Source organism: Nostoc sp. CmiVER01, from assembly GCF_034531135.2.
GTDB lineage: Bacteria > Cyanobacteriota > Cyanobacteriia > Cyanobacteriales > Nostocaceae > Nostoc.
Genome location: NZ_JAVRBU020000013.1, coordinates 167,422 through 187,670 on the forward strand (window position 1 = coordinate 167,422; position 20,249 = coordinate 187,670).

The 20,249-nt window shown below is 42.2% G+C and carries 24 protein-coding genes; 6 read left to right on the top strand and 18 right to left on the bottom strand.

The features are described 5' to 3' along the window. Positions 1-105: 105 nt before the first annotated feature. A complete protein-coding gene (locus tag RMZ43_RS23060) occupies positions 106-1,005 on the bottom strand; it encodes an aspartoacylase (protein WP_322653642.1) in 900 nt (299 codons plus the stop codon). 313 nt (positions 1,006-1,318) lie between these two features. On the opposite strand from RMZ43_RS23060, the gene RMZ43_RS23065 reads away from it, so the two are divergent. Continuing rightward, positions 1,319-2,485, top strand: coding sequence for an AGE family epimerase/isomerase (locus tag RMZ43_RS23065; RefSeq protein ID WP_322653641.1), 1,167 nt, complete (start codon positions 1,319-1,321; stop codon positions 2,483-2,485). Between the two features lie 39 nt (positions 2,486-2,524). On the opposite strand, the gene RMZ43_RS23070 is transcribed toward RMZ43_RS23065, so the two are convergent. Next, positions 2,525-3,421 (bottom strand): alpha/beta fold hydrolase, encoded by an 897-nt coding sequence (locus RMZ43_RS23070; RefSeq protein WP_322653640.1) that lies wholly within the window; start codon positions 3,419-3,421, stop codon positions 2,525-2,527. A 301-nt stretch (positions 3,422-3,722) separates the two neighbouring features. Between RMZ43_RS23070 and RMZ43_RS23075 the strand changes: the two genes are divergently transcribed. Continuing rightward, a complete protein-coding gene (locus RMZ43_RS23075; RefSeq protein ID WP_322653639.1) occupies positions 3,723-4,712 on the top strand; it encodes a helix-turn-helix domain-containing protein in 990 nt (329 codons plus the stop codon). 95 nt (positions 4,713-4,807) lie between these two features. Continuing rightward, the gene (locus RMZ43_RS23080; protein ID WP_322649164.1) at positions 4,808-5,083 is read left to right on the top strand and encodes a DUF5132 domain-containing protein; all 276 of its coding nucleotides are present in this window, start codon (positions 4,808-4,810) and stop codon (positions 5,081-5,083) included. 240 nt (positions 5,084-5,323) lie between these two features. Here RMZ43_RS23080 and RMZ43_RS23085 read toward each other — a convergent pair whose 3' ends face one another. After that, positions 5,324-5,512 carry a hypothetical protein gene (locus RMZ43_RS23085; protein WP_322649163.1) on the bottom strand — a complete coding sequence of 63 codons (189 nt, stop codon included), beginning with the start codon at positions 5,510-5,512 and terminating at the stop codon, positions 5,324-5,326. 173 nt (positions 5,513-5,685) lie between these two features. Here RMZ43_RS23085 and RMZ43_RS23090 point away from each other — a divergent pair, with 173 nt between their 5' ends. Then, entirely contained in the window at positions 5,686-5,961 is a 276-nt protein-coding gene (locus tag RMZ43_RS23090; protein ID WP_322649162.1) for a UBP-type zinc finger domain-containing protein, read from the top strand. Between the two features lie 438 nt (positions 5,962-6,399). Here the strand turns inward: RMZ43_RS23090 and RMZ43_RS23095 are convergent, their stop codons facing one another. From RMZ43_RS23095 to RMZ43_RS23160, 14 genes are all read right to left on the bottom strand, one after another. Next, positions 6,400-6,654, bottom strand: a complete 255-nt coding sequence (locus tag RMZ43_RS23095; RefSeq protein WP_322649161.1) for a hypothetical protein — start codon at positions 6,652-6,654, stop codon at positions 6,400-6,402. A gap of 119 nt (positions 6,655-6,773) precedes the next feature. After that, positions 6,774-7,271 (bottom strand): GNAT family N-acetyltransferase, encoded by a 498-nt coding sequence (locus tag RMZ43_RS23100; protein ID WP_322649160.1) that lies wholly within the window; start codon positions 7,269-7,271, stop codon positions 6,774-6,776. Positions 7,272-7,357: 86 nt separating this feature from the next. Continuing rightward, positions 7,358-7,576 carry a hypothetical protein gene (locus tag RMZ43_RS23105; RefSeq protein WP_322649159.1) on the bottom strand — a complete coding sequence of 73 codons (219 nt, stop codon included), beginning with the start codon at positions 7,574-7,576 and terminating at the stop codon, positions 7,358-7,360. Between the two features lie 53 nt (positions 7,577-7,629). Beyond that, positions 7,630-8,193 (bottom strand): NUDIX hydrolase, encoded by a 564-nt coding sequence (locus RMZ43_RS23110; protein WP_322649158.1) that lies wholly within the window; start codon positions 8,191-8,193, stop codon positions 7,630-7,632. A gap of 39 nt (positions 8,194-8,232) precedes the next feature. Then, positions 8,233-8,811, bottom strand: coding sequence for an O-methyltransferase (locus tag RMZ43_RS23115; RefSeq protein ID WP_322653638.1), 579 nt, complete (start codon positions 8,809-8,811; stop codon positions 8,233-8,235). 2 nt (positions 8,812-8,813) lie between these two features. Then, on the bottom strand, positions 8,814-9,539 hold the full coding sequence (locus RMZ43_RS23120; protein WP_322653637.1) for a hypothetical protein: 726 nt from the start codon (positions 9,537-9,539) through the stop codon (positions 8,814-8,816). A 58-nt stretch (positions 9,540-9,597) separates the two neighbouring features. Then, positions 9,598-9,984: an oxalurate catabolism protein HpxZ gene (hpxZ, locus tag RMZ43_RS23125; protein WP_322653636.1), complete on the bottom strand. Its 387-nt coding sequence runs from the start codon at positions 9,982-9,984 to the stop codon at positions 9,598-9,600. Positions 9,985-10,052: 68 nt separating this feature from the next. Then, positions 10,053-11,306 (bottom strand): MFS transporter, encoded by a 1,254-nt coding sequence (locus tag RMZ43_RS23130; protein WP_322653635.1) that lies wholly within the window; start codon positions 11,304-11,306, stop codon positions 10,053-10,055. A 27-nt stretch (positions 11,307-11,333) separates the two neighbouring features. After that, the gene (locus RMZ43_RS23135; protein ID WP_322653634.1) at positions 11,334-12,110 is read right to left on the bottom strand and encodes a sulfite exporter TauE/SafE family protein; all 777 of its coding nucleotides are present in this window, start codon (positions 12,108-12,110) and stop codon (positions 11,334-11,336) included. A 98-nt stretch (positions 12,111-12,208) separates the two neighbouring features. Next, complete coding sequence (locus tag RMZ43_RS23140; RefSeq protein WP_322653633.1) at positions 12,209-13,171, bottom strand: DMT family transporter; 963 nt, start codon at positions 13,169-13,171, stop codon at positions 12,209-12,211. A gap of 123 nt (positions 13,172-13,294) precedes the next feature. Next, positions 13,295-14,674 (bottom strand): LLM class flavin-dependent oxidoreductase, encoded by a 1,380-nt coding sequence (locus RMZ43_RS23145; protein WP_322653632.1) that lies wholly within the window; start codon positions 14,672-14,674, stop codon positions 13,295-13,297. 223 nt (positions 14,675-14,897) lie between these two features. Then, entirely contained in the window at positions 14,898-15,698 is an 801-nt protein-coding gene (locus RMZ43_RS23150) for an SDR family oxidoreductase (RefSeq protein WP_322653631.1), read from the bottom strand. A gap of 25 nt (positions 15,699-15,723) precedes the next feature. Continuing rightward, positions 15,724-16,071 (bottom strand): hypothetical protein, encoded by a 348-nt coding sequence (locus RMZ43_RS23155; protein WP_322653630.1) that lies wholly within the window; start codon positions 16,069-16,071, stop codon positions 15,724-15,726. Between the two features lie 15 nt (positions 16,072-16,086). Further along, a complete protein-coding gene (locus RMZ43_RS23160; RefSeq protein WP_322653629.1) occupies positions 16,087-17,034 on the bottom strand; it encodes a zinc-binding dehydrogenase in 948 nt (315 codons plus the stop codon). 369 nt (positions 17,035-17,403) lie between these two features. Here RMZ43_RS23160 and budA point away from each other — a divergent pair, with 369 nt between their 5' ends. Together budA and RMZ43_RS23170 are read left to right on the top strand one after the other, a co-directional pair. Continuing rightward, positions 17,404-18,201, top strand: coding sequence for an acetolactate decarboxylase (gene budA / locus RMZ43_RS23165; RefSeq protein WP_322653628.1), 798 nt, complete (start codon positions 17,404-17,406; stop codon positions 18,199-18,201). Between the two features lie 23 nt (positions 18,202-18,224). After that, positions 18,225-18,626: a VOC family protein gene (locus RMZ43_RS23170; protein WP_322653627.1), complete on the top strand. Its 402-nt coding sequence runs from the start codon at positions 18,225-18,227 to the stop codon at positions 18,624-18,626. Positions 18,627-18,774: 148 nt separating this feature from the next. On the opposite strand, the gene RMZ43_RS23175 is transcribed toward RMZ43_RS23170, so the two are convergent. Continuing rightward, positions 18,775-20,112 (bottom strand): dihydroorotase, encoded by a 1,338-nt coding sequence (locus RMZ43_RS23175; RefSeq protein WP_322653626.1) that lies wholly within the window; start codon positions 20,110-20,112, stop codon positions 18,775-18,777. Positions 20,113-20,249 lie beyond the last annotated feature (137 nt).

Genomic DNA, 20,249 nt, shown 5'->3' on the forward strand with positions numbered 1-20,249 from the left:
CTGTACTCTCTTCTGGTACGGAAATGCAGCTTAACTGACCCCCATGTTTTTCTACCACAATCGAATAGCTAGTTGATAATCCCAAGCTTGTACCACTACTACTAATTAAACTATCTCTTGTTGTTTTTGACTTAGATGCATTGCAATTCCTTTTTCGTAGTAAGCTGCTTCATTAATAAAAATAGGATAAACAGTAGACTCTCCCTCATAGAAAATGTCTTTTCCTTCAAAAGTTATAAACATTGGATCGCCTGGATTCAAAGGTTCATAATCTCTAAACTGGAGTTGAGGGTGAATCATGGCTTTAATCTCGCCGCGTTGGTGCAGCCCGCCGTAGGCATCGCTTCTTGGATAATCGACAGATTTAATGTATTGATAGAATGTCAGCGTATTATTTATCTGCGGAATATTCCCTTGGTTGCAGCCTTCAAAATAGTCTAAAATTCCATAGATAAGCTGCTCTGTTTGTTGAAATAATTCTGCGTTTAAGATATTTTGAGCCACAGCACCAACTTCTATAACAAAACCCAACTCACACAGAGAACGGAGAAATCCACCTTCTCTAGATTGTTGATTTACAAAAACCTTTACCATCGGATTTATAGAACTTAAATAAGCACCTAATCGAAGTAAAAAAGGATGCATGTTACAAAAAATCAGACTTAACCCCATATTGGCAGTTGTGCTATGCAAATCAACAATTACATCTACAAAGGGCTGATTTTGCGGTTGTAATATCTGTTGAATTGCTTTTGCCCGCGTATCTTCATAACTTGAGAGTTGAAGATTTTGTAAGCCTTGATTAGTAAAGCAACGATTTAAATCCTTATCAATGTATCTTTTACCTTCTTCAATAGCTTTGAGATTACCAAGTAATGCCAAAGTTTTAAAACTTTCTCTGTCGATTAAATTTGGATACTGCTGAAACTTTTTGACAAGATGTACTCCGGTTAACTCATTACCGTGGCTTCCTCCAACGATCGCAACTCGTTCAATCTGACTCATAACAACCTCATCTCTAAAAAATTACCCTACGGTTATTGAGAATGGTGCAAGATACAAGATAGAAGTATACCTGCTGCTGACTAAATCTTGTAAAAGGCTGACGCGATATCTACGACGGGCTACGCCCAATACTGCACGCTTTGTGCATTTTCAACTCGGCATTGAGTTTGGGGAAAAGGTTAAAGGTTTTTCCTTCCCCCTTCCCCTTTTCCCCTTAACCGACAAGTATTGGGGCTACGCCTACGCTCCATATTAGAGCCAAAATATGATAACTGTTAAGCTGTTGGTTTTAGCACGAAAGGGAAGAAAATTTATGGACTATAATTTTCAAGCACTCGCTGAACTTTACAAAAACGCTCTCCTCAACGATGTCCTCCCCTTTTGGGAAAAATATTCTCTCGATTGGCAGCAAGGCGGCTATTTCACCTGTCTTGATCGCTACGGCAAAATTTATGATACCGACAAATTCATTTGGCTGCAAAACCGCCAGGTGTGGACTTTTTCCATGCTTTACAACCAGCTAGAAAAACGCGAAAACTGGTTAAAAATTGCTAGCAATGGCGCTAATTTTCTCGCCCAACATGGCAGAGATAGTGATGGTAACTGGTACTTTGCCCTCACTCGTGAAGGGAAACCACTGGTTGAGCCTTACAATATCTTTTCTGACTGCTTTGCAGCAATGGCATTTAGTAAATATGCACTCGCTGGCGGCGAAGAATGGGCAAAGGATGTGGCGATGCAGGCTTATAATAACGTATTACGCCGCAAGGATAACCCCAAGGGCAAATATAATAAAACCTATCCCGGCACACGCCCAATGAAATCGTTGGCTGTACCAATGATTTTAGCCAATTTGACTCTAGAAATGGAATGGTTGCTACCAAAGGAAACACTAGAGAATGTCTTAGCTGAGACTGTCCGCGAAGTGATGACTGATTTTCTCGACCAAGAAAGGGGGTTAATGTACGAAAATGTTGCCCCTGACAGTTCTCACATAGATTCTTTTGAGGGAAGGCTGATTAATCCAGGCCACGGTATCGAAGCTATGTGGTTTATCATGGATATCGCGCGTCGTAAAAATGACACTAAAACTATTAACCAAGCCGTTGATGCGGTGCTAAACATCCTGAATTTTGCTTGGGATAGCGAGTACGGCGGATTGTATTACTTTATGGATGCAGATGGTCATCCCCTACAACAATTGGAATGGGATCAAAAGCTGTGGTGGGTTCACCTAGAATCGTTGGTTGCATTAGCAATGGGTTATCGCTTGAGTGGGCGTGAGGAGTGCTGGGAGTGGTATCAAAAGATGCACGATTACGCCTGGTCACACTTTGCTGATTCAGAATACGGTGAGTGGTTTGGCTACCTCAATCGACGTGGAGAAGTATTGTTGAACCTTAAAGGTGGCAAATGGAAAGGATGTTTTCACGTACCGCGTGCATTGTACCTTTGTTGGCAGCAATTTGAGGCGTTATAACCCCTGCGACGGTAAACAACGCAGTCAGTTTGAAATCAATTAGAAATTACGATTATTTAGAAACTGCAAAATATATTGAGATGTGATTTCTGGCTGTTCAACTTGAGGAGCATGACCACAATTTTTGAGTTTTATTAATTTAGAATTGGCAATGGATTGCTGAAATTTTTCTGCATCTTCAGGTGGGAGCATTCCATCAGCTTCTCCCCATAAAATCAGTGTTGGTTTTTCAACTTTGGCAATTCTATTCGCCAAGTTTCTATAACCCCCCATTTTGACATAAGAAATCATAGCATCATGCCAACCAGGCATTTCTTGATGTAGCATGGCGCATTGAATAGCCAAAAGTATTTTGGTATCTAAATTAGGTAATTTACTACATAAATTTAATGCCAAGATGTGACGTTGACGTAGATATTCCACAGCCAAAAAGTCAAAAGGAGGAAACAAGTATTTGGTAAAGGGGGGAGAATTAGTGTAACCTAAACTATTAATCAATACTAGTGATTTTACAACTTGAGGATAAGTAAGAGTAAAATCAATTGCAGTTGCACCTCCCATTGATGCACCTACTAGTATTATCGGTCTGTTGATTAAAGTTCTCCAAAAATCGTAAAGGTGAATTTTGATTGTAGTTGGACTATAATTTATTTCTTTTTGCCTTTGTGTAAAGCCAAAACCTAACAAATCTACTGCCCATGTTTCATTTTGAGTAGCAAGTAATGGCAACAGAAAACGGAACTCTAGGATGGAACTGTCGAAGCCGTGTAGCAGCAGAATTGGTGTGACTCCCCTACCTTTGTGAATGTAGGTTGTGAGGATTGGGTGTTGGCTTAGGGAGGTTGTAAGGGCAATTCTCTCAATACTTTGAACAAAAGCGATCGCTTTTGGGTCTGTTAGCTGATTAACTTGTGCTGGTAGAAAATTAGGAAACATTACTATTCACTTCAAACTAATTTTCCACAACCCTTCTAGTAGATTGTTGCAATTGACTATAGTAGACGACTTTGCAGTACTTCTAGAACTTACCCTTGGTACGCAAGGTTATTCCTCAAAAATATATTAGTATCATTTTTGCAATTATTGTTGCGGTTATTACTGCCGTATTTCAGTGTTGAGGAGTGATTAAAAAATTTAAATTATACAATAATATCCGGAAACAAAAGGTGAAGTTAGGAAAATAGTGAAGATATGATTGTAACTTTCTTTTCTTGAGTTAATATAAAAGGCTTTCACAATGGTTACTACTCCTGTATACTATTTGCAAATTCTGGACAATCCGAATATTGAGATTTCTCAAGATGAGTTGCGATCGCTTTTAGGAGAAATAGAAGTACAACTGCATCGTAGCGGAGTTTATCGACGTGCTTTAGCGATTGTGCAGAAGTTAATAGGTTCAGAAACAGACCAAGCTCAAGATTTATTAAAAGCCGTAGGTAGAGAAGCGATTGGGTTAGCATTTCGACAATTTGCCCAACAATCTCAAAAAGTTGAAACAACTACAGATACCAAGCAAGCCACAGAAACAGTCAATTCTTCACCAGAGATACAGCAAGAGCATTGCACTCTTCAGGAGGAACCCTCTAAAAATACAGCAGAAAATTCGCTGTGGAAAAAACCACTACAATTGCTGAATCATCAGAGAATTTCTCAAGCAAAACTCGCTCAAAAAGCCGAACTTGCAGCCCAACAACGCATAGTGTGCCTACGTCAAATCGGGCAACAACTCCAAAAAACCCGTCAGTCCAAAGGGCTTTCTTTGGATCACATCCAGCTTTCCACTCATATCCGAACAGAGCTGATAGAGGCATTAGAAAACGGCAACTGGAAAGAATCATCAGATGACATTTTTATCCGTGGATTTATCCGACGTTATGGAGATGCTTTAGGACTTAATGGTGTTGCTTTAGCTGCCTCTTTGCCATTCCTAGCAGCTACACCAGTAACTCAGCCCTTTTTGGATCAATCTAAAAAAGGAATGGGATTGGAAATTCGTCCGACGCATTTATATGTAGGTTATACAGCTCTTCTTGCTGGTGCAATGGGAGGATTAGCTTTGATATCCCAACAACAAGCAAATACTAATATATCAATTGAGCAAGATAACTCTTCCTCTGTTTTACAATCGTTAAAACAACAATCCCCTACTGTTAAACCAGGGATTAAATCTACTAACACTGGTGTGACTGTCGGATCTGATATTTCCCCACCAGAAGGATTATATTAACGAACTGCGCCTACCTGATAACTTGTGTACTTCAGCAGGCTACTAATTTCCACTTACATTATGATGAGATTAAGAAGACGAAAGAGGAAAAAACTATGTCAGTGAAACTTTTACCCGACCTTGGAGATTTAGTGGAAGGATTAGGAGTCACAGGTATTGTAGGGATAATTCTTTTACCAGTATTCTTGCCAGTAATCGGTGGTGCTGGTAGGCCAATAGCTAAAGCGCTTGTCAAAAGTGGAATCGCTTTTTATGACAGAAATAAAAAAGCTTTAGCCGAATTGAGCGAAACTTGGGACGATATTATCGCAGAGGCAAGGGCTGAGGTCGGTGAAGAACGGATGAAATCAGCTGAACCTATGGATACTTAGACTGAATGCTGGAAAAATAGTGGTAGTAGTCTCAATGTTTTTCCAAATTCGACTACTTCCACAGCTTAATGTAGAAAATCAAGATAGCGGTAATGATAGCTCCTGCGATCGCAGTTAAAATTATGCCAGTTCTCTACGATGGCTTCATGTTGCTAATGTTGTCACAATATTAAGAAAACATAATCTTAATCCCACTGAACATTTACTATATCTGTACCTGAAACCTTTACAAATTAGGACTTACACACGGGTAACGGAAAACGTAGACGCATTAACGAAGCGGTAGCGACAAAGGAGCGTCAGTGGCTTGCCGTAGACTACCACAGAGAAGCCAGTGCGTTGGGCGGTGCCGACTTGTACCCCTACGGGGAAGCAAGCTACGCTCTTAGCGTTCCCGCAGGGTAGCATCTGGCGCGGCACAGAGGTCACGGAGGAATCAGAGTTTTAGAGGGTTTTTGCGTAAGTCCTATAAATAATGAATTTGCCCTAATCAAGCGTACTATTTAGATATAAACTTTAATTCTTAAAATTCTTAACTGATAAAGTTAGCTGTGTTTCCCTGCACTAAATCTATACTCTAATTAACGTGTAATTCAAACCCTATGAGCTGCGAACATTTAGATAGTCTGACTGCGGAGACTCTGATTTCTAAAGCAAACTACCCAGTATTTCGTTGTGAAGAGTGTATCTTGATAAACAGTCGCTGGGTGCATCTCCGTATTTGTCAAAGTTGCGGCAAGATGTTGTGCTGTGATTCTTCTCCTCATCAACATGCCCGGCAGCATTATGAGGAAACTGGACATTCAGTAATTAGCTCGGCTGAGTTAGGAGAACAATGGTTATGGTGTTTTTTGGATGAACAGGCAAAAAACTATTAAAGTGAGGCGAACACAGGAGCAAAAGAGTGCAGGAAGCTTACAATAAAAAAGTAATCAATCGCTGTGTAGGCAGGAGAGCAGGAAGAGAAAGAAAATATATATTATTTGAGTAAATTGGATAATTTATTTTCTGGAAGTCCCTTAACTTTGAAACCTTCAACTCATACCATTTCACGAAAAATATGATATAGATGCAAACCTTGAAAGCATTGCTGTATCTAATTTTTTTAATTGCGTTAGCGTAGCGGTAGCGAGCCTGCGAGCGTCATTGCGAATTGCGAATTGCGAATTGCGAATTGTGAATTGGTATCATCCCACGGCTACGAAAACATTTGACATGCTCTTGCGATCGCGACACTCATAGACTCGTTAACGCTCCGCTATCGTTTTCATAAAAAGCCGTGAGAAAATCTAGTCATTAGCTATTAGTACCAGTGACTAATGACTAATGACTAAATCCAACGATTTTTGTTCAGTAACCTGCTCAATTATATTTGCTGCCTGTTTCACGCCGCCTGAAAGTTCAATTGACTGCTGAATTCTGCGGGCATTTTTTTTGTAAGAATTTTTCGTCAACACTCGCTTAATTGCCCTTCGCAAGCTGGAAATATTTAGTTTTTGTAGAGAAATCACTTCTCCTATTCCTGTGGAACTAATTCTTAAATAGTAAGCTAATCGGCATTTAAATTGCATAAAAGCAGGGCTGAAGCCCTGACTACAAGCGAATCATTCTGGAAAAATGAATGACGATTAGCTTATCAGGCTGTTGTCGCTGCGATCGCTTTAGGTACATCTTGCAAAAAGTTCAAATTTCAGCGATCCACAGCATAAATATAGTGCGGTATGTCGCGCCAGAGTGTTTTCTGAACAACCTTGAGTCCGTTCTTTTGGGCTACGCGCCGAGAGGGGATGTTTTCTGGGCGAATCAAGGAAATGACGCGAGCGCAACCCAGCACGTTAAAGGCGTAGTCTTGGCAAGCATACGCGGCTTCGGTGGCGTAACCCTGCATTTGTTGGTCGCGGCGGACATGATAACCAATTTCGAGTTCTCGAAGTCCCTCGACTTCTTGCCAAACCAGTCCGCAGTCGCCAATTACCTCGCCCGTTGCTTTAAGAACCATTGCCCATAAGCCCACGCCATGCTGTTCGTAGTTGCGGCGATGTCGGTCAATCCATTGTTCCACCATCTCGCGGTCAAAGGGCTTTGGGTAGTAGCGCATCGACTCTGCATCGCCGAGGACAAGCAGTAGCGCGTCGAGGTCAGAAAGCGTCATTTCCCGCAGGAATAGGCGTTGAGTTTCCAATATCATTAGTGAATCCTCGTTTAGCCATTGTCCAGTTTATCTTTGTCTGGTACATAGTAAGGACTTCAGTGCTTATAGGGCTTTTCAAGTAATTAAACTAGACTAGTTCCCGCCTGATTGTGGTCTAAATACCTGAAAATTGCTATGAGACTTCTACCAGTGCCGATACCTGTTTCATAGAATTTTGTTTCTGCTGTTGCTGAAACTAGATTCAGGATAAAATCTGTGATTTGCTCGGAAATCTCAGGCGGTAATCCTCGTGTTGCATCGTAGATATCAGAAACGCGATCAAATGAAATGGTTGCAGTCATTTGTCTCTTATCCTTTAGTGAAGTTATTGACAAAAGCAACTCTAGCCTGATGACTAAGAAAATTGCACTTTATCAAGTTTTTTTAGAGCCAAAAATAATGAACTAATATGTAATGTTTGCAGCAGTATACCTTCATCAATACCTCCAATGAGCTTTTTTAAAGGTAATAAAACTACATCAATTTGTTCGGTTATGTCTAACTTTAAATTAGCTACATATTCCACATCTTTTGCTAAAAAACAATGGGTTAAATTGGTATGAGTAGCTGGATTTGGTGATAATATACCAGTTTCAATAAAATGATTGCTAGTGTAACCAGTCTCTTCCAATAATTCGCGTTTTGCAGCTTCCACTGGTAAAATATCTTCAATCTCTACAGCACCACTGGGCAACTCTAAAATTGTTTTTTTGAGACCGTGGCGATATTGCTTTACTAAAATAACTTCCTGATTTTTGGTTAAAGCTACAACATTTACCCATGTTGGATATTCCAGAACATAATAGGGGTCAACTATTGTTCCATTAGGCATTTGGCAAGTATCAGACCTGACTGAAATCCATTTATCTTTTACTAAATGTCTAGATTTTAATACAATCCAATCAAATGAATTTTTCATATTTAAACCTCTATTTGTCTGCTTTTTACAGTAATTATTTCATTGAATGCATGTTGCTAGAATTACTGAATTTTTTGCCGTCACGCGAATTTCTGTGGCAACAATCTGAGGATCTTTGAGCCAAAATTCCCTAATTGGATCTGTGCGTCCGTACCATTCTGGAGGCCAGTATTCTTCGGGTGTGAGATCGTCTAGTAAGATGAAGCCTCCAGGTTTGAGTGCTGTGATTAATGTCTGAGGTTCTGTAAGTTTTGCCTTTCCGCCATCGGCAAATAACAAATCAAAGGGAGCGTAGGTGAGCAAGTCGCGCCAGTCGCCTTGAAGTGCGCGGACATTAGACTTATCAGCAAATAGCTGTTGCACAACTTTGGCACAATCGCGATCGCTTTCAATAGTAATGAATGTACTATTTGGCTGTAATGCACTCACAATCCACGCTGCACCAACTCCACACCCGCTACCAATCTCGCCAATTTGACCCTGTGTGATGTGGCTGGTGAGGACGTGCAATAGGCGACCAACTTCTGGGAGTGAGGATTGGGTAAACTCAAGTTGTGCAGCTAGAGATTCGGCCTGCTGCACTAATGATGGACTTGAGGCAATAGGATAAGTGGTCATATCTACTTCTTCACCAAAACTTCTCGCAACACAACTGCTAAATCCTGCAATGCACGTTCACCATCTCCCACAAACGTTGAACCATGCATTGTCGCCAGTGTACGCGGCTTGAGAGCTGCTAATTCTTGGAGAATGCGATCGGTATGTGTTGTATATGGTATGTAATTGGGAAAAGGACTGGCTTCATAATTGACGATTGTTTGACGGAACCGTTCAATCACATCAGACTCAGTTATTGCTTCCACATCTCCAAACTGGTGGAAAAGGTCTGAGCAAAATAAGGTTTTATGATTAGTTTCCAAGAATAATCCTGCATCCCAACCGTGAGGAACTTGTGGTGTATGGTGAAACTGAAAACTATATTTACCAGTATTTAAAACTTCAGCGTGTTGCATAATTTTGGATGGGCGAATTGCAAAATCATCTACACTCACAAAGGCTGCTATAGGGCTACAAACTGTCTGAGCATTTGGCGCAATGGACAGCCATTCATTTAGCGATCCACATTCATCAGCTTCAAAATGGCTAAAGCCAATCCAGCGAATTTGTGATGAATCAATAATCTTTGCCACTGCATCATGTACTAGTGAAAACATCCCCTTTAAACCCGTATGAAATAATAATGGTTCTTCATCCTTCACTAAAAACTGGATGAATTGCATATCTATTTTTGGGTCATAGGTTGAGATGCGATAGATATCTGGGGCAATTTCGGTAATGCTAGTCACGTCGCTTCGCTCCGAATTCAAAATTCAAAATTCAAAATTCAAAATTAATTTTTAAAATTCACACTGGCAATAAGGAAACATGGGCTGAAACTACCTTCCAGCCTTCGGTAAACCTGTACCAAGTCTGGCTTTGTCGCCCGAAACGCTCTACACCATTGATAATCCGGCGAAATTCTAAAGTCACTGTTGCAGCATCTTTCCCAAAGGTAACAACCTTGAGATTCGAGATTTCTCGCTCTATTTTCGGGTTGGGTCGATTCTGACGAAAGTTACGAATTTCATCGCTACCATAGAGGTTTTCTGTGATTCCAAAGCGCACGACTTCAACCGCATCCCAAAACAAGCTATCCATCACCTCCAAATTGTTATTAGAAAGGGCTTCTTCGTATTTGAGGTACAAATCGGTTACTTCAGCTACAACAGCAGGGTCATTTATAGTAGTCATTATTGTTACCAATTTTTGATGTTATGGTTGATTATGCACTCTTTTAAATCGTCAGAGCTATTTTTCTTTTAAGCTCCTTCAGTACGTAAATTCAGACGAATCAAATCGCGGAAAGTAGAGATTTGCTGCATAAAGAAAATTGAGCCTGCAATACAAATACTTGCACCAAGGATGACAGTATTGCTACTACCAATTTTGCTTGCTAGTGCGCCAGCTATTAAGTTGCCGATAGCAAATGCGCCTGTAGATGCCATAACGTAAAGACCTGTAATTTGCCCGCGATTTTCATCGCTCACCAATAACTGAAGCAAAGTGCGTCCGGCAATTATCTGCAAAATAAAGCTGAAACCAGCTGCTAATAATGAGAGCAGCGAAAGCCAGAATACACGGGATAGGGCAAAGATAATTAAGCTTATTCCCATAAAACCTATACCCAATGCTAGAACTTTACCCGATTCCAGTACATTGCTATGCTTAGTTAAATAAATACCACCTGCTAAGGTTCCCAAACTGGAAGCTGTCATCAAGAAGCCGAAGGTGTTAGGGCCACCTTGCAAAATCTCCTTGGCAAAAATCGGCCCCAAAGCTAAATAAAATCCCCACACGCAGCAGACTAAAGCCGAACCAATCAAAACTGAGCGAATTGGCAAAAACCCGAAAGCGTAGTTAAAACTAGTTTTCAATTCTTCTAAGGGTTTCCGTGTGGAAATAACGACTTTTTTGGGGGCAAGGTGCATTGCTAGGAGGGCAATAATTACGGCAATGTAACTGATAGTATCAATTAGGAAACAAGCGCCTGAACCAATGGCCGCAATTAACAAGCCTGCGATCGCAGGCCCAACCATAAGTGAAACGCTGACAAGGGAGGAGTACAAGGCGGTCGCATTGCCGAGATTTTCCTTACTGACCGTTTCTGGTAAAAATGCCTGCCGGGTGGGAATATCGAAGGCGTTGATTATCCCTTGCAGTACACCAAGAAATCCAATCTGCCAGACGTTAATAGTACCGCTCAAGGCCAGCCAAGTCAGAGCCAAAGACTGAAGCATCCCCAGAATCTGGGCAACAAGCAGAATGCGGTGGCGGTTCGTGCGATCGGCAATGATTCCACCCAGAGGAATCAATAGAAGTGTGGGAATTTGGCTAACAAAACCCACTAAACCTAGTAACCAAGCAGAATCAGTGAGGCGATACACCAGCCAACTTGTAGCCACTTGAGTCATGGACGTACCAATCAAAGAAATTGCCTGACCTATGTAGTACAGGCGAAAATTTCTGGAACTAAAAGCACGGAGCATGACTTGTGATTTTTTTGATGCTTCCATATATCACTCCTGAGTAGTTCCCAGTTATTAACCGTGAATAAAAAAGTAGGCAGTCATGCTGAAGGCAACAATCATCACGAATTTCCGAATTAAGTGCGGTTCAAGTTGACGAGCATAATGGGCACTTAAGTAACCACCAAGAGAGCCACCGACAGCCATCAAAATAGCTTGATGCCAAGCAATTACACCTGCAAAAATAAATGGAATAATAGCAATACCATTGATACAACTCCCTAAAAATGTCTTGAAAGCATTCATTTTGTGAATACTTTTTATACCTAAAAATGTCAGAGTTGCCAGCATTAAAATCCCTAAACCTGCGCCAAAGAAACCGCCATAGATTGCGATCGCTAGTTGAGCCAGTACTAAATTAAACAACGGTACAGATTCCGGTGATGTATTCTGGTTTTGACGCTGTAACCATTTTTTGAACGGTTCGCCAAAGGTAAACACAACTGTTGCTAGCAGTAACAGATAGGGAATCAGCTTTTTAAAGACATCTGGCGATGTATACAACAAAGCGATGGAGCCAATCATGCCACCAAATAAACTGACGCCACATAAAAGTAAAAAATCTCGCCGCTCGATGCCCAAATCTTGACGGTATGCTCCAGCACTGGCTAGGGAAGCCACCCAAATTGCAGTATTATTGGTGGCGTTAGCTGCGATCGGGGGTACACCCGTAAAAATAAGAGTTGGAAAGGTGATAAAACTTCCACCACCCGCTACAGCATTTAAGCCGCCTGCAATGAAAGCGGTACTAAACAGAAGTAAGCTATGGAAAAGTGTTAAAGATGGTGGCATTATTACTGAATGCAACTAGTAATACTAGGTTTAGGATCTGTCAAAGTCCCGTCGAGATCAAAAAGGATAGCAGAGAAAGGCATATCTTAATTCCCAATTCAACCCCTAATTTTGAGCGATTTCAAAAAGCCTTCTGCACTAAGTAACGCGATCCCCAATGTAACAACACCAATCCCTATACTCTGAATCACGTTTAAAGTTTCGTTAATGGTTATCCATGCCACTAACGCCGTCAATGCTGGACTGCTAGAGCCGATTATGGAAGCGGTAGATGCGCCAACCATCTGAATCCCCACATTGTTTAAAGTGTGTCCGAGAAAGCTGACAAGACCCGAAAATATGCTACCAATCCATAAAGGTGTCCAGTCAAGTTGAGCGCTTTGACCTGGCCAGAATACTAAGCTAATACCGGAGAGCAGTAGAGTGCAGGCAAAACTGATCCACGTAAAGGGAACTGGATGGAATTTTTCTAAACATTTTTGAGCAATGATGCAATAAAAGGCGTAAACAATCCCAGCGCCAAAACTAGCGAAAATACCGATCGCAATGGTATGACTGCTGTAGGTAGCAGATGATTGGGGAATAGTGAGAGCGCTTCCCACCAGAATAATAGCCATTACCAGCCAACGGAACAATGTGGGGCGATCGCCAAAAAACCTCCAAGATAGCAGTGCTGTAAATACGGGATAAGTAAAGAAGAGGGTCAAGGCAATGCCAGTAGGAATCAAGCCAATAGCAATGTAGAGTGAGGCAATATATACAAACATCAGCACTCCACAGCCGAGAGCTTGGATTAGAACATCTCTGCGCTTGTGGGTGAACAAGTCTTGAAATTCTGTCCAAGCAGATGGATACAGCTTAAATGACAGAGATGCCATGAGTGGAACTACCAGCAGCATTCGCATGAACATCAGCAAGAAGGAATTCTGCAAATCCGGTTTAACGTATCCACCGAGTAAAAATAAACCTAGTACGAGATGTTCTGAAAACAAAACTCGGACAGTAACGTTGTGAAACGTCAAAACAAAGGAGGATAGAAGAACCGTCAGGATGCCCAACACGATAAAAAGTTTCCTTAGAGACGACTCGATTGTATTGTTAAAATCACTGGAATAACAAACCAGATGAAGTTTGAGGAAATCAAAGCCGTCGCTTCAGAAACGCTGCCAGTTGTTCAACCAAGACTATGCAAAGGAACCAACGCTCACAGGTTCAGGAGCAGTCTTTGTAATGAACTGGTTCACGGGACGGGGCAAACCAAGATTTTCGCGTAAAGTACTACCTTCATATTCAGTACGAAATATTCCTCGGCGTTGCAGTTCGGGAATTACCAAGTCCACGAATTCCTCTAAACCTCCAGGTAGCCAGGGCGGCATAATGTTAAATCCATCAGCCCCACCATTGACGAACCAATCTTCTAACTGATCGGCAATGTGTTCTGGTGTTCCGCGAATCGTTCGATGTCCCCGCGCTCCTGCAATCCACAAATACAGTTGTCGGATTGTTAAATTCTCTCTGCGGGCAAGATCGGTAATCAGCTGCAAGCGGCTTTTGCCGCCGTTAGTATCTGGCAGATCCGGCAGCGGCCCATCTAGGGGATACTTGGACAAATCATGGCCACCCACTAGCCCAGAAAGCAGCCCTAATCCAACCAAGGGATGAATCAACTCCTGAAGTTGCTCATATTTATCCTTAGCTTCCTGCTCAGTCTTACCAATTACCGGGAATACCCCTGGCATAATTTTGAGATGGTCAGGGGAACGTCCGTATTTAGCCAATCTCCCCTTGACGCTGCTGTAGAAAGCTTGAGCTTCTGCCAATGTCTGTTGTGCAGTGAAAATCGCCTCTGCTGTTTGGGCAGCTAAATCCTGTCCAGCCTCGGAAGATCCAGCTTGTACGATTACTGGATATCCCTGTGGTGGACGCGCCACATTGAGCGGGCCGCGCACCGAGAAATATTTACCCTTGTGGTGGGGAACATGCAACTTTTCTGCATCAAAGTAAATACCTGACTCCTTATCGTGGAGAAAAGCATCGTCTTCCCAACTGTCCCAAAGTTTAGTGACAACATCCACAAATTCTCTCGCCCGTTCATAGCGCAGTGAGTGTTCTAGGTGCTTTTCTTGGCTGAAATTTTGCGCTGCGGCTTCAGCAGCAGAGGTTACAAGATTCCATCCAGCACGACCACCGCTTAGATAATCTAATGACGCAAACTTGCGGGCAAGATGAAACGGCTCATCATAAGTCGTTGATGATGTCGCCACCAACCCGATATTTTCTGTCACCGCAGACAGAGCCGACAATAAAGTTAAAGGTTCAAAATGGACGCTGAATTGTCCCGAACGGCTAAAAGCCTCAGCCCCTTGTCCTCTATCCCAGACAGCTAAACCATCTGCGAGGAAAAGCATATCAAATTTACCCCGTTCAGCTGTTTGTGCCAGCTGCTTATAATGTTGGAAGTTCAGACCTCCATCAGCCGGGGTGTTGGGATGTCGCCATGCTGCAACGTGATGTCCACTACCGGGTAAAAATGCTCCGAGTTTAAGTTGTTTTTTTGTACTCATATTTGTATTTGCGAGGGCGTACTTATGCTTTTTTCGTTCTCTTGTTTGGAATAAGAAAATGTTAGTTATTAAAACTCTGGTATTGTTGCTTGCATGGAAGATCGTTTTTGGATTTTAGATTTTTTCTTCAATCCAAAATCCAAGTTGCGCTATAAGCGCACCAACGGTGCGACTCAAAATCTAAAATTGGTAATATCTGCTGACTTCTGGCTCATTTAAGCTGCTAAACACCAGGAGTAGAGCCACCATCAACGATAATCTCTGTTCCTGTAATTGATGCAGCTAAATCAGATACTAAAAATAACGCCAGCGCGGCAATTTCTTCTGGCTGGGCAATTCTTTTTAAAGGAATACTTTGGATGTTTTGCGCCTTTACTTGCTCGACGGTGATCCCTTGCGCTTGGGCGTTCTGCCGCGCTAAAGTCTCGGCACGCTCAGTAGCTGTAGCACCGGGCGATATGGCATTAATGTGAATGTTATACTCGGCTAACTCTTTAGAAATGCCCTTTGTGAAATTCAGCAAAGCAGCATTGCTTGTACCACCAGCTAAAAAGTTAGGGCGAGGTGTGCGTCCTGCACCACCGACTATATTGACAATCCGCCCATCACCGCGACTTTTTTGATGTGGGACGACAGCTCTAACTAAGCGAATATAGCCCAATAATTTTAAGTTCCAAGCATCCAAAAATAAATCATCAGTGGATTCCAGGAAAGATCCAGCACGGGCTGAACCTGCATTGTTAATCAAAATATCAATCTGATTAAATTGGGCTAATGTTGTAGAGACAACTTTCTCAACATCCTCTGCTTTAGTTAAATCAGCGCTGATGGCAATAACTTTAGCGCCTAGCGTGGGTAAGGACTGGATGTCTGCTACAGCCTGATCTAAGCGTTCTTGATTGCGGGCTGCGATCGCTACATTCACACCTTCACTATAAAGTGCTTTGGCAGTGGCTAAACCAATTCCTGCACTTCCTCCTGTGACGATCGCTGTTTTACCTGATAATCTTAGTTCTAAACTCATACAACCTTACGCTCAAAAATGTAATTTACTTGCGAAGCAATAATATTGCCGATTGAGAGCCTGTATTGTGAATATCCAAGATGACTCGACTCTCTTCAGATGTACAACCCAGAAGTATTTTGATTTCTGTATCTCGCTTTTCCAGATCAACACCACAAATGACGGCAGTTACTGTTTGACTAGACAAACTACCTATCCAAACATCAATATCATTTCCATCTCCAGAGCGAGTGTCTTGCAAATATCCATAGTCAAGTGGATAAACTAAGGATGGATAACGTGGATGTGATGTCCCTTTTGGGCGTTCTATCTTGAGATTGCTAGCGGCTACAAGCTGATCTAGTTTGAACCAGAAGTCAGTACTATCCTCCATGCCATCTACTAATACTCAATTGGAAATGTGCAATACAGCTTTGCCAGGAAAACGCCTGTCGAGTAATTGTTGGGCTACATCAGCTATTTGTGTCCAAGAAGCTTCTAAATCAATGTGAGGACGCAACTGACCTGCTTCTACTAAACTTAAAAGCCGTTTTAGACCAACTGATGCTGATTCAAATCTCAATTCATCAAACAGACGTAAACCATACAGACTCACGCCACCAGTCCCGAAAAATTGGGCAGCGTTGAATGTCACTTCTGCTCCCCCAGATACTCCATACAGCACAGTTTTTCCATCCTGTGCCAATAAGCCAAGGGCTACCCCCAAAGTCTTGCCACCTACTGACTCTACAATTAGATGATAAGGGCCATACTCGCTGGCGGGTGAGAGGTCTTCGCCAATCACCACCGATTGTGCGCCTGCTTCTCTAACTAGAGTTTCATAGCTACCTTGACGAATGTATGCGACAACGTGCGCCCCTGACAGCCGCGCTAATTGGATCGCAAAGTAACCAACACCTCCTGATGCACCTGTAACCAAAACTGGGCGACCTAATAACGAACCACCTTTTAGCAGAGCATGATACGCGGTTAAACCTGCTACAGGCAGCGTGGCAGCTTGAGCAAAAGATACCGATGGCGGCACTTCTGCTAAGGTGTTGGTAGAAACAGACACAAGTTCTGCCCAAGCGCCAGCGCGGCGCAAGCCAACGACACGCGTCCCTTGGGGAGGGCCCGACCCATCAGCAGCAGAGGTTTCCACTACACCTGCCAAGTCCCAACCAGGCTGCCAACCAGCCTCAGCAGAAGTTGAACGTTTCACCTCTCCCCGATTGAGGGAAATCGCCGCCACTCTGACTAGTGCCTCATCTGGGGCAGGCTTCGGTGCAGTCACTTCACTCAGTGCCAAACGTCCAACCACATTCGGATCAACAATCACAGCACGGATTTTACTCATAGAGAATGCCCTGGCTTAGAGATGAATTTCTAGAGCGGTGGTTCACGATGTACTGCCTACAAGAATAAAATCGATAGATTTAGCTAGTCCTTCTTAACCCAAATCTCTACAACTAGGTTAATGATATTTAATAAACTACGGTAATTTGATGGGTTTATAGTATTTTTTAGGACGTAGAAAGAAAAGTATCACAAGATAGACAAAAGAATCAAGCACCCAGCAAAAAGATTTGTTTCATCCATGCTTGCATTTATTGCTACGTTGTAAGCTAGTCGCTGTCTATCTCCTACTCTATGATAAGCCGCCTTGCAGGCATCTAGAGATATTACTACGTACTAGGGGAGTATTTAAAAGCAATAATTTTATCTTATGAAAATCAAGCGTTATTTATGGATCGCTATTTTAACCATAACTGCATTATTAGATATCATTCTTCCAGGTAACACTCAGCAAAATACCTCATCAAAAACTCTGTTTCAAACATCTACATTTACTGCTTTGTCAATAGGTCTTTATGAGGGAAATACTAATTTTAAGCAGTTGAAAAAATACGGGAATTTTGGTTTGGGGACAGTAAATTATCTTGATGGAGAAATGATTGGATTAGATGGCAAATTTTACCAAATAAAAGCTGATGGAGTTGCCTCTGTGATTCCTGATTCGATGACAAGCCCTTTTGCTACAGTCACCTTTTTTAAACCACAAATATTAATTAATCTAGAAGGGCAGATTAATTATCAACAATTGCAGCAATTATTAGATCAGCGTTTACCAACTAAAAATTATCCTTATGCTATTCGTATTCATGGTGATTTTCCTTATCTAAAATTTAGAAGTATTCCCAAACAAACACCGCCCTATCGTCTTCTGACAGAGGTGGTTAAAGAACAATCATCAATTTTTGAGTTAAGGAATGTCAATGGTACTTTAGTAGGTTTTCGGACACCCAAATATATGCAAGGAGTAAATGTTAATGGCTATCACTTTCATTTCATAACTGAAAATCGGAAAACTGGAGGACATATTTTAGATGGACAATTTCAAAATGCTAAAGTAGAACTTGATACTTTATCAAACGTTGAGATAAATTTGCCCAAAACTGCTGAATTTGACCAAGCTGATTTGGGAGATGGCAAACCTGCTGAAGCCAACAGAGTTAAACGGTAACTAAAGATTTTTGGATTAAACCTATGTCACTACCAGAGACTATTGCACAAGAAAAAGATATGCGTCCCCCGGTGGCGATTGGGCATGTGAGATTATATGTAAGTAATGTACCAGAGGCTAGGGATTTTTTCGTTAGGATAGGGCTGCGCCCGATCGCTCAATCAGAACAATTAGCTGTTTTAGAGTTACGGGGAGGAACGCATTTAGTTTTGAGAACAAGTTCAGAGACGATCGCTCCTGGAATTAATGCACCTTTTGATCTGATGGTAGACGATGTTTTTGCCACAAGAGATACTTTTAAGAAGTGGGGGCTGACTGTTTCTGAGATTGAAACAGGCAGAATCCACAGCTCATTTACTTTGACTGGGCCAGACGGCTATCTATTAACGTTAACTTCCTCACATACAGGCGGTAGAGAAGTTTAACAAAAAAAGAAGAAAGGTATTAGCCGTCAGAATGGGGCATGAATTGGAGTCCGGCTTAGGTGTAGGTGCATAATCAAGGCGATCGCCATTCATGAAAATGGATAAAGTCGAGCTAAATGGTCATAGCTGTCAGAGTATTTTACATTTTTCAACACCAGGTTTGCACAACATGACCCTTGATTTGTTGTCCTAGCCAAGGTGTATTTTGTGAAAGTGTATAAAGACTTTTTCGTTCAACTTTCCAAATTTGCTGGGGATCAAATAAAGTAAGTTCTGCTGGTTGATGAGGTAGAATCGCACTGACTTTTTGCCCCAAACACTCTGCTGGACTAGTACTCAATGCCCGCCATAATTCTAAAGCTGTAAATTCTTCGGTTTCAACAAGATATTGCCACAGTAAAGGTAATGCTAACTCTAAACCAATTGCTCCTGGGGGTGCTTCGGCAAAGGCTTGGACTTTTTCTTCGTAGCTGTAGGGTGTGTGATCAATAGCGATCGCATCTATCACACCTGCACGCACCCCTGCACGTAACGCCGCGACATCACTAGAATTTCCTAACGGCGGGTCTAAATGCAAGCTAGTGTTATAACTCTTAATCGCTTTTGTATCAAGTAAAAGATGCATCCAGGTGGTGCTAGCGGTGATGGGTAAACCAGCAGCCTTAGCTGAAGCGATGAGTTCCACGCTGCGAGATGTAGAGACGCGCATAATATGGACTGGTGTACCGATAGCTGCAACCAATTCTAATAAAGCTGCGATCGCACTAGTTTCGGCGCTGGCGGGTATTGGGGGTAAACCGAAACGCAGAGCATCTACCCCTTCTCTCATTACACCATTTGCTGATAACTGGCGATCGCTAGGCCAAAATGCTACTGGTTTACCCAACGGCTGGACATACTCTAACACTCGCCGCACCAGCGCCAAATTCTCCAAAGGCTCACCATCGCTAAAACCAACAACTCCAGCAGATGCTAAATCTGCCAATTCCGTCATTTGCTTCCCAGCAACATCTAGGGTGATAGCACCCCAGATATGAAGCAGGGGGAGAGGAGAAGACAAGGGAGAAAAATTATCCCCTTGTCCCCCTGTCCCCTTGTCCCCTTGTCCCCTTATCCCCTTGTCCCCTTGTCCCCTTGTCTCCCCTCTCCTCTTCTGCAACTGTGCCACAAGTGCAGGGTTATCAATAGCTGGGGATGTATCGGGTAAGATGCTAATTCTAGTAAAGCCGCCAGCAGTAGCAGATTGTAAGAGAGACAACAGAGTTTCTCGTTCTTCAAACCCTGGTTCACCGGAATGGCTGTATAAATCTACTAACCCCGGCCCGATAACTAATCCCCGACAATCTCTGATTGAAGCATCGGGGCTGATGTCAGTAATGTGCGAAGCCACTTCTTGAATATAACCATCAGCAATCAGCACATCAAAAAGTTCATCGATTTTAGAAACTGGGTCAATTACTCGTACTTTTTGCAGTAGTTCAGTCATAAAAGTTTTTAGTTATAAGTCAGGGGTTAGGAATTATGAGTTATTTGTTCCTCAGTCATTGCTTCTAACCTTAATTCCTCACTTCTAATTCCTTACTTCTAACTTTATTCCTCAGACACGATTAATCAATCGTGTCT

Bases quoted from the DNA above. Each gene is read 5' to 3' on its own strand.
- RMZ43_RS23060 (WP_322653642.1), bottom strand. From the start codon at position 1,005: ATGAGTCAGATTGAACGAGTTGCGATCGTTGGAGGAAGCCACGGTAAT.
- RMZ43_RS23065 (WP_322653641.1), top strand. From the start codon at position 1,319: ATGGACTATAATTTTCAAGCACTCGCTGAACTTTACAAAAACGCTCTC.
- RMZ43_RS23070 (WP_322653640.1), bottom strand. From the start codon at position 3,421: ATGTTTCCTAATTTTCTACCAGCACAAGTTAATCAGCTAACAGACCCA.
- RMZ43_RS23075 (WP_322653639.1), top strand. From the start codon at position 3,723: ATGGTTACTACTCCTGTATACTATTTGCAAATTCTGGACAATCCGAAT.
- RMZ43_RS23080 (WP_322649164.1), top strand. From the start codon at position 4,808: ATGTCAGTGAAACTTTTACCCGACCTTGGAGATTTAGTGGAAGGATTA.
- RMZ43_RS23090 (WP_322649162.1), top strand. From the start codon at position 5,686: ATGAGCTGCGAACATTTAGATAGTCTGACTGCGGAGACTCTGATTTCT.
- RMZ43_RS23095 (WP_322649161.1), bottom strand. From the start codon at position 6,654: ATGCAATTTAAATGCCGATTAGCTTACTATTTAAGAATTAGTTCCACA.
- RMZ43_RS23100 (WP_322649160.1), bottom strand. From the start codon at position 7,271: ATGATATTGGAAACTCAACGCCTATTCCTGCGGGAAATGACGCTTTCT.
- RMZ43_RS23105 (WP_322649159.1), bottom strand. From the start codon at position 7,576: ATGACTGCAACCATTTCATTTGATCGCGTTTCTGATATCTACGATGCA.
- RMZ43_RS23110 (WP_322649158.1), bottom strand. From the start codon at position 8,193: ATGAAAAATTCATTTGATTGGATTGTATTAAAATCTAGACATTTAGTA.
- RMZ43_RS23115 (WP_322653638.1), bottom strand. From the start codon at position 8,811: ATGACCACTTATCCTATTGCCTCAAGTCCATCATTAGTGCAGCAGGCC.
- hpxZ (WP_322653636.1), bottom strand. From the start codon at position 9,984: ATGACTACTATAAATGACCCTGCTGTTGTAGCTGAAGTAACCGATTTG.
- RMZ43_RS23130 (WP_322653635.1), bottom strand. From the start codon at position 11,306: ATGGAAGCATCAAAAAAATCACAAGTCATGCTCCGTGCTTTTAGTTCC.
- RMZ43_RS23135 (WP_322653634.1), bottom strand. From the start codon at position 12,110: ATGCCACCATCTTTAACACTTTTCCATAGCTTACTTCTGTTTAGTACC.
- RMZ43_RS23145 (WP_322653632.1), bottom strand. From the start codon at position 14,674: ATGAGTACAAAAAAACAACTTAAACTCGGAGCATTTTTACCCGGTAGT.
- RMZ43_RS23150 (WP_322653631.1), bottom strand. From the start codon at position 15,698: ATGAGTTTAGAACTAAGATTATCAGGTAAAACAGCGATCGTCACAGGA.
- RMZ43_RS23155 (WP_322653630.1), bottom strand. From the start codon at position 16,071: ATGGAGGATAGTACTGACTTCTGGTTCAAACTAGATCAGCTTGTAGCC.
- RMZ43_RS23160 (WP_322653629.1), bottom strand. From the start codon at position 17,034: ATGAGTAAAATCCGTGCTGTGATTGTTGATCCGAATGTGGTTGGACGT.
- budA (WP_322653628.1), top strand. From the start codon at position 17,404: ATGAAAATCAAGCGTTATTTATGGATCGCTATTTTAACCATAACTGCA.
- RMZ43_RS23170 (WP_322653627.1), top strand. From the start codon at position 18,225: ATGTCACTACCAGAGACTATTGCACAAGAAAAAGATATGCGTCCCCCG.
- RMZ43_RS23175 (WP_322653626.1), bottom strand. From the start codon at position 20,112: ATGACTGAACTACTGCAAAAAGTACGAGTAATTGACCCAGTTTCTAAA.